Origin of the sequence: Rhodococcus sp. B10, assembly GCF_011770055.1 — a bacterium.
Taxonomy (GTDB): Bacteria; Actinomycetota; Actinomycetes; order Mycobacteriales; family Mycobacteriaceae; genus Rhodococcoides; species Rhodococcoides kyotonensis_B.
The window spans coordinates 218338-224763 of sequence record NZ_JAAFYV010000005.1 but is presented as its reverse complement, the minus strand read 5'-3'; the positions used below and the strand labels follow the sequence as shown (position 1 = coordinate 224763).

Here is a 6426-nt window from a genome sequence, read left to right as displayed (position 1 = left end):
CTCACCCCAGACGGGAAGAATGAAGCAAGAAGACGTCACACCCACACCCCGAAAGGCATGAGCGCCAAAAACATTCGGCACTGACATTCATCGACACACTGTTGAGTTCTCAAAGAACACGCGCACACCATCGCTCTCGCTTTAGCGTTTGCTCTGGGGCTTACACGTTCGTATCCCGGACGCGGTTACTTTCTTACCTTATCCGGGGGCGTCAGTGCTAACCTCGTCCAACCTCGTGTCCCGCGCCTCTCGGCTCGGGTCGGTGTCCGTGTCGCTCTGACTCGACAAAAGTTACGCCAACGAGAACACTTGCGCAAATCGCCTGGTCAGCGCGCTGAAACTGTTAACAACACACAGCGAGCGGTTGCCCCGGCGTCCTACGGTGGTGGCATGCTTCTGCAACCCCGATATGGATCCGCGTCGCTTGCCGACGTCGTCCCATCGATCCTCGCCCATCTCGGCGTCCCGGACACGACCGACAGAATCGGTTTCGAACTCGAGGGCGCCCGACGCATCTGCCTTCTCGTCGTCGACGGCCTGGGCGCCGAGCAGTTAGCGGCACACCCGGACGACGCGCCGTTTCTGACCTCGCACACGAGCAACTCGATCACCGCCGGCTTTCCGAGCACGACCGCCACGAGTCTCAGCTCCTTGGGCACCGGCTTACCTCCCGGTGAGCACGGAATCGTCGGCTATCTCGTCTCACCACCCGGCCACAAGGGGCTGATGAACTCCCTGAAGTGGGCACTGCAGGGGTCGTCGAGCTCTGACGAACTTTCCCCCGACCTCGTTCCGGAGACTTTTCAACCGACACGCACCTCGTTCGAACACGGTGTGGCGTCGGGCGTCGGGATCTTCCACGTCGGCCCCGCGCTGCAGAACGGGTCCGGTCTGACGCGTGCATCGTTGCGCGGGGCGTCGTTCCGAACGTCGATCACATCCGGTGACCTCGTCGGGAATGTCGCCGACGTTCTGTCCTCCCCTGGTCCGACATTGGCCTATACGTACTTCGGCGACCTCGATCTCGTCGGACACGTACGCGGACCGAGTTCCGACGCGTGGCGGGCGGAGCTCCGTCAGGTCGATCGGCTCGCACAATCGTTGGCCGAGACGGTTCCGACGGACGGAGCGTTGGTGGTCGTCTCGGACCACGGCATGGTCGAGGTCGGGGACCGTGTCGACTACGACGCGTCGCCTGCCCTACGCGCCGGCGTCGGACAGCTGGGCGGCGAAGCACGAATGAGGTACGTCTACACCCGGAAGGGAGCAACGTCGGAGGTGTACGACGCGTGGAAGGCCGAACTGGGGAGAAGTTTCACTGTCGTCACCAAGGACGAGGCCGTCGACAACGGCTGGTTCGGCCCGGCCGTGTCGCGGGCCGCGTACGGGCGGATCGGCGACCTACTTGCGCTCGCGCACGATCGATCCGCCTTGGTGCGAACCGATGCCGAGTCGATAGCGGCTCGACTCCGCGGTCATCACGGCTCGTTGACGTCGGCAGAGCTGTTGGTTCCAGCGCTGGTCGTCCGTCCGAGTCACTGACTGCCCTGAACCTGTCGGTACCCCCGTCTACCTTCCCACCCGTTCGAGAAGTCCGAAGCGGCAGAAACGGGGAACACATGTCGACGTTCGATGGGCTGGATCTTGACGAGGCGACCGGGAAGGACTGGGGTGCATTCACTCGCCGGTTGGCGGATCGGCTTGCGCACGGCACCGCCGAAATCACGCTGTGTCCGGCATTCGTTCCGGACGACCGACGACGGCCGACCATGACCTTTCGCAGGACGCCGTCGGACACGATCGTCTGCACCACGACCGCGTTGTCGGCGCCTGTTCCTCCATGGGCGCACGATGCCGAATCGTCCACGAACGTCGTCGAGAAGTCGGCCGCGTGGGCCGATCATCTGGCATTCCTGGCCGTCGGCGAAATCAGAACCGTGTGGGGCGTTCCGCACCCCGCGTTTCTCGACGGTGACGAGGATTCCAGGGGCGCCGAAGCATACGACCCGACCACTGCCGTGATGACCGATCGCGAGGACGAACTCGAGCGCGTGGTTCTGAGCTGTTTGCGCAACGTCACGGGACTCGACGTCGAGCTCTCCGCCGACAAGAGCGTCGCCATCATGTTGGGGCTGGTCACCGCATACGTCTATGTGGCCGGTCCGACCGAAGTACGTATCCACGCGCCGGTCGTGGAGCGGATCTCGGGTCGTACGCGTGCAGCCGAATTGGTCGCCGACCTCAATCGCCGCCACTCCCGGTTGAAATTCCTCCTGGTCGACGACCGTGTGCACGTCGCGGCCAGCGTCGACGCACAACCTCTAGTGCCTCGACATCTCGACGCCGCTTTCCATCGTTTGGCCGAGTTCGTCATGCGCGTCGACGCGTCCTTCGCCGACCACCTCGGCGGAGTCGTCGCGTACACAGGACCGGATCCCCGCCCCGAACCGGATTTCACGGCCTCGGACGACGATGCGCACCACGACGGCGACTGCGACGTGCCGCCCGATTTGCTGGCTCTGCTCGAGTTGGACTCGGCGGCCGAGGGTGCCGTCGACGTGGAACTCGTCGTATCGGTATGCGGCCAGGACAGGACCAAGATCGCCGGCTACGAAGCGTTCTGCTCCGACCAAGCTCGGTCGTGGCGTGAGTGCGCACTCGAAGCAGAAGAACGCGGCGACACCGACGCGATGGACGAGTACGAAGCGGAGGCCGTTCCATGGGACCGCATCGTGGCCACACTCCGCCTCACGCTCCGCACCGCCGCGTTCTTCGACAACGCCTGATGCGGTCGGAACACCCGACGCATCAGCAACGCGTAGTGCGTCAGACGATGGCCACCGCGTCGATCTCCACCAGCATTTCCTCGCGGGGCAGCCCAGTGAACACTGTCGTACGACTGGGCAGCACGTCACCCTTCGTGTGCTTCTGCACGAACTCGCCGTACGCGTCGTTCATGATCGCGAAGTCCTCGCGCTTGGTCAGGTACACGCGGAGCATGACGACGTCGTCGAACGTCGCTCCACTCGCCTCGACGATGGCGCGCACGTTCTCGAGCGTGCGCGTCGTCTGCGCAGCGACGTCCCCCGGGTACAGGTACTCGTTGGTCTCGGGGTCGACGGGTCCTTGCCCCGACACCTGCACGAACGGGCCCTTGCGTACGCCCTGGGAGAAGGTGTGTGCGGGTGCGGGAGCTGCATCGGTGCGGACTGCGATCTTCTCGCTCATCGGATTCCTTTCACGTTCATGTTGTCTTCGATGGTCGAAGTTTCTGTGGCAGACCTCCACCCGAGGTCTGCCGATATCGCCGCTGCGGTAGCCAAGATCTCGGGCAGCGTTGCCAGTACCTGAGCGTGGTCCAACAGCATGTCGGGGACGGACATCGACACAGCGGCCACGGTGTCGCCCACTCCGTTGCGCACGGGCACGCCCACGCAGTTGACGAACGACTCGTGTTCCTCGTGATCCTCCGCGAAGCCTTGCTGCGCAACGAGTTCCAGTTCGGCGAGGTAGCGCTCGGCCGAATCGATCGTTTTGTGGGTGAATCGCTGGTAACCGAGATTGTTCGCGATCTCGACCTGTTCGGACCGAGGCCTCGCCGATACCAGGACTTTGCCCACCGCGGTGCAGTGCAAGGCTGCGGGTCTGCCGACGCGCGAGTACATGCGCACGCTCTGCTTGGCGTCGAACTTGTCGATGTAGATGGCCTCGCCGTTCTCGTAGGTGGCGAGGTGGATGGTCTGACCGGTCGACGCGTTGAGCGCAGCCAGATGCGGGCGCGCGACGGTCCTGACGTCACGTTGCTCGAGCGCGTGACTGGCCAGTTCGAAGAATCTCGATCCCAGCATGTACCGATGCTCCGCGTCGTGCTGGACGAACCGGTCGGCTTCCATCGTCCGCAGCAGACGCAGCACCGTCGTCTTGTGGACACCCAGTTCGGTGGCGAGCTGATCCAGCGACCGGCCCTCGTCGCCGAGCAGACCGAGGATCGTCAACGCTCGCGACAGACTCTGACTCATACACTCACCAACTCCCCGTAGTGAATTCGCGTCCATTCGTCGGCCGACAGACCGATTGCTGCATCGAGACTGGGCCCGGCGAGAATCGTCGCCACGTCACCCCGAGCCGTGAGCGCACCCGCCGCGCACAGATGCCCGAGGCGGACTCGCCCTTCCGCCGACACCCCGTTCAGCAAGCCACCGAGGAATCCGCCGGCAAAGGCGTCGCCCGCACCGATCTTCTCCACCACATCGAGCCGGAGGGCGGGAACGTCGACACGCTCGTCGCCGTCGAACGCCGTCACGACATGCGCGTCGTTCTTGATCACGAGATGTCGCGGTTCGGGAAACTCGGCGCGCAGCGCGGCCGGATCGTCGAGACCGAAGACCACGCCCGCCTCATCGGCTCCCATCAGGACGACGTCGCTGCCACGCACATGGTCGGCGAGAACTCGCGATGCGTCGTCGATCCTGTTGGCCCACAACGCGGGCCGGTAATTGAGATCGAAGCTGACGAGACCGTCACCGGCGATCAACGCGCGTGTCATCCGTTCGGCCGACTCGGACAACGCGACCGTGATGCCCGAGAAATGCACGATTTCGGCCGACCCGATCGCATCCGCAGCAGCTCCCCCGCCGATGTCGCGGGGCGACAACGCACTTGCAGCGGAGCCGGTCCGGAAATACGTCATCCGACTGTCCCCGTCGGGCAGATCCCATTCGGACCCCGTTCCACCGCCGCGCTGCTTGACGTACATGCCGGTCGGTCGGGTCTCGTCGAGGACGACAGCGGAAACATCGACGCCGGCGTCGACGAGCTGCGTCAACAGGTAACGGCCGAAGCCGTCGTTGCCCACTCTCGAGATCCACGAGGACGACACGCCCAACTGAGCGAGCACTCTCGCCACGTTGGCTTCCGCACCACCGGCCGACCTGGTGAACGTTTCGGAATTCTCCAATGGGCCCGGTTCCGCAACGAGGACCACCAACCCCTCGCCGACGCAGATCGCTCGCGGCGACGTCACATCGATCTCCTTCGAATGCTTGCGACTTTCCCCCAGTTCGTTGCACACTACTGAGCACAAACATTTTGCGCAACTTGCGTTGCAAAATGCGCAACGCATAGCGAAGTCAGGCCTGGAGGTCTTGTCTTGATCGACTCGAATGTCGTCGACGCCCTTGCGTCGCGGTTGCTCGGACCCGAACACAAATCTGTTCCCCCGCAGGCGTGGGGACTGGGAATCCGCGAATTCCTCGCGACGCGACCGACTCTCAGCCAGTTCCAGACCCCGCTGCTCACGCTGGACGACGGCCGACTGCAGCACAACGTCGACGTCATGGCGACGTGGGCCGAGAAATCCGGCGTGAAGCTCGCCCCGCACGGCAAGACGACGATGGCGCCGACCCTGTGGAGACGTCAGCTCGAATCCGGCGCCTGGGCCATCACACTCGCAACCATCTGGCAGGTTCAGACCGCACGCAGCTTCGGTGTGGACCGGGTCATGCTGGCCAACGCGCTCGTCGACCCAGTCGGCCTGACGTGGCTCGCGCGCGAACTCGACGAGCACCCGGAATTCGAATTCGTCTGCTGGGCAGACGGCCTCGACACGGTTCGCGCCATGAACCACATCCTGGACAACACCACGGGCACGCGCCCCGTCGACATCGTCGTCGAACTCGGTGGTGAACACGGCCGTACCGGCGCGCGCACCATCGAGGAGGCGCGGTCCGTCGCGAAAGCTGTCGCCGACTCTCCTCGACTGAACCTCGTCGGCGTCGGCGGATACGAGGGGGCACTGAGCCACGACCGATCGGACAGCGGCCTCGAGGCGGTTCGCACGTATCTCGACGCCGTCGGCGCGCTGCACCGCGAACTCGACGCTGCCGGCCTCTACTCCGGCACCGCGCTCATCACTGCAGGCGGCAGCGCGTATCAGGATCTCGTGGTCGAGCGGTTGGCGTCGTTCGCGGACGAGGACGGTGCGCGAGGCGTTCCGACGTCGGTCGTTCTCCGTTCCGGGGCGTACATCATCCACGACGACGGTTTCTACTCGCAGATTTCGCCGATGATCCCTGCCCGCTCCGACGATGCGCTGACGTCGGCGATGCACGGGTGGGCCCGCGTCGTCTCGCGGCCGGAGCCCGGTCTGGCGCTGCTCGACGCGGGTAAGCGAGACCTGCCGTTCGACGAGGGCCTTCCGACGCCTCAGTCGATCGATGCGGCCGAGGTCACCGCCCTCAACGATCAGCACGCATTCCTCCGCTTCCCCGACGACGACGCAGCTGCACCGATCGGATCCGTTGTACGACTGGGTCTCTCGCATCCCTGTACGGCATTCGACAAATGGCGGCTTATTCCTGTGATCGACGACGCCGATGCCGAGGACCCTCGCGTCGTCGACCTCGTCCACACCTTCTTCTAGGACCG

General features: G+C 64.5%; 6 protein-coding genes. 3 read left to right on the top strand and 3 right to left on the bottom strand.

Features of this window, described 5'->3' with window-relative positions; genetic code table 11:
- The first annotated feature begins 390 nt into the window (after positions 1-390).
- Together RhoFasB10_RS05615 and RhoFasB10_RS05610 are read left to right on the top strand one after the other, a co-directional pair.
- Complete coding sequence (locus RhoFasB10_RS05615) at positions 391-1542, top strand: nucleotide pyrophosphatase/phosphodiesterase family protein (RefSeq protein ID WP_068427196.1); 1152 nt, start codon at positions 391-393, stop codon at positions 1540-1542.
- Between the two features lie 77 nt (positions 1543-1619).
- On the top strand, positions 1620-2786 hold the full coding sequence (locus RhoFasB10_RS05610; RefSeq protein ID WP_068427195.1) for a hypothetical protein: 1167 nt from the start codon (positions 1620-1622) through the stop codon (positions 2784-2786).
- A gap of 40 nt (positions 2787-2826) precedes the next feature.
- Here RhoFasB10_RS05610 and RhoFasB10_RS05605 read toward each other — a convergent pair whose 3' ends face one another.
- Genes RhoFasB10_RS05605 through RhoFasB10_RS05595 form a run of 3 tightly spaced genes read right to left on the bottom strand, consistent with a single transcriptional unit; the run spans position 2827 to position 5023 of the window.
- Positions 2827-3228, bottom strand: a complete 402-nt coding sequence (locus RhoFasB10_RS05605; RefSeq protein WP_068427194.1) for a RidA family protein — start codon at positions 3226-3228, stop codon at positions 2827-2829.
- On the bottom strand, positions 3225-4019 hold the full coding sequence (locus RhoFasB10_RS05600) for an IclR family transcriptional regulator (protein WP_068427192.1): 795 nt from the start codon (positions 4017-4019) through the stop codon (positions 3225-3227). The genes RhoFasB10_RS05605 and RhoFasB10_RS05600 overlap by 4 nt, the downstream gene beginning before the upstream one ends.
- Positions 4016-5023, bottom strand: a complete 1008-nt coding sequence (locus RhoFasB10_RS05595) for a sugar kinase (RefSeq protein WP_254303538.1) — start codon at positions 5021-5023, stop codon at positions 4016-4018. Before RhoFasB10_RS05595 ends, RhoFasB10_RS05600 begins: the two co-directional genes overlap by 4 nt.
- 126 nt (positions 5024-5149) lie before the next feature.
- On the opposite strand from RhoFasB10_RS05595, the gene RhoFasB10_RS05590 reads away from it, so the two are divergent.
- Positions 5150-6421: an amino acid deaminase gene (locus RhoFasB10_RS05590; protein WP_167675516.1), complete on the top strand. Its 1272-nt coding sequence runs from the start codon at positions 5150-5152 to the stop codon at positions 6419-6421.
- The last annotated feature ends 5 nt before the right edge of the window (positions 6422-6426 follow it).

Bases quoted from the DNA above. Each gene is read 5' to 3' on its own strand.
- RhoFasB10_RS05615 (WP_068427196.1), top strand. From the start codon at position 391: ATGCTTCTGCAACCCCGATATGGATCCGCGTCGCTTGCCGACGTCGTC.
- RhoFasB10_RS05610 (WP_068427195.1), top strand. From the start codon at position 1,620: ATGTCGACGTTCGATGGGCTGGATCTTGACGAGGCGACCGGGAAGGAC.
- RhoFasB10_RS05605 (WP_068427194.1), bottom strand. From the start codon at position 3,228: ATGAGCGAGAAGATCGCAGTCCGCACCGATGCAGCTCCCGCACCCGCA.
- RhoFasB10_RS05600 (WP_068427192.1), bottom strand. From the start codon at position 4,019: ATGAGTCAGAGTCTGTCGCGAGCGTTGACGATCCTCGGTCTGCTCGGC.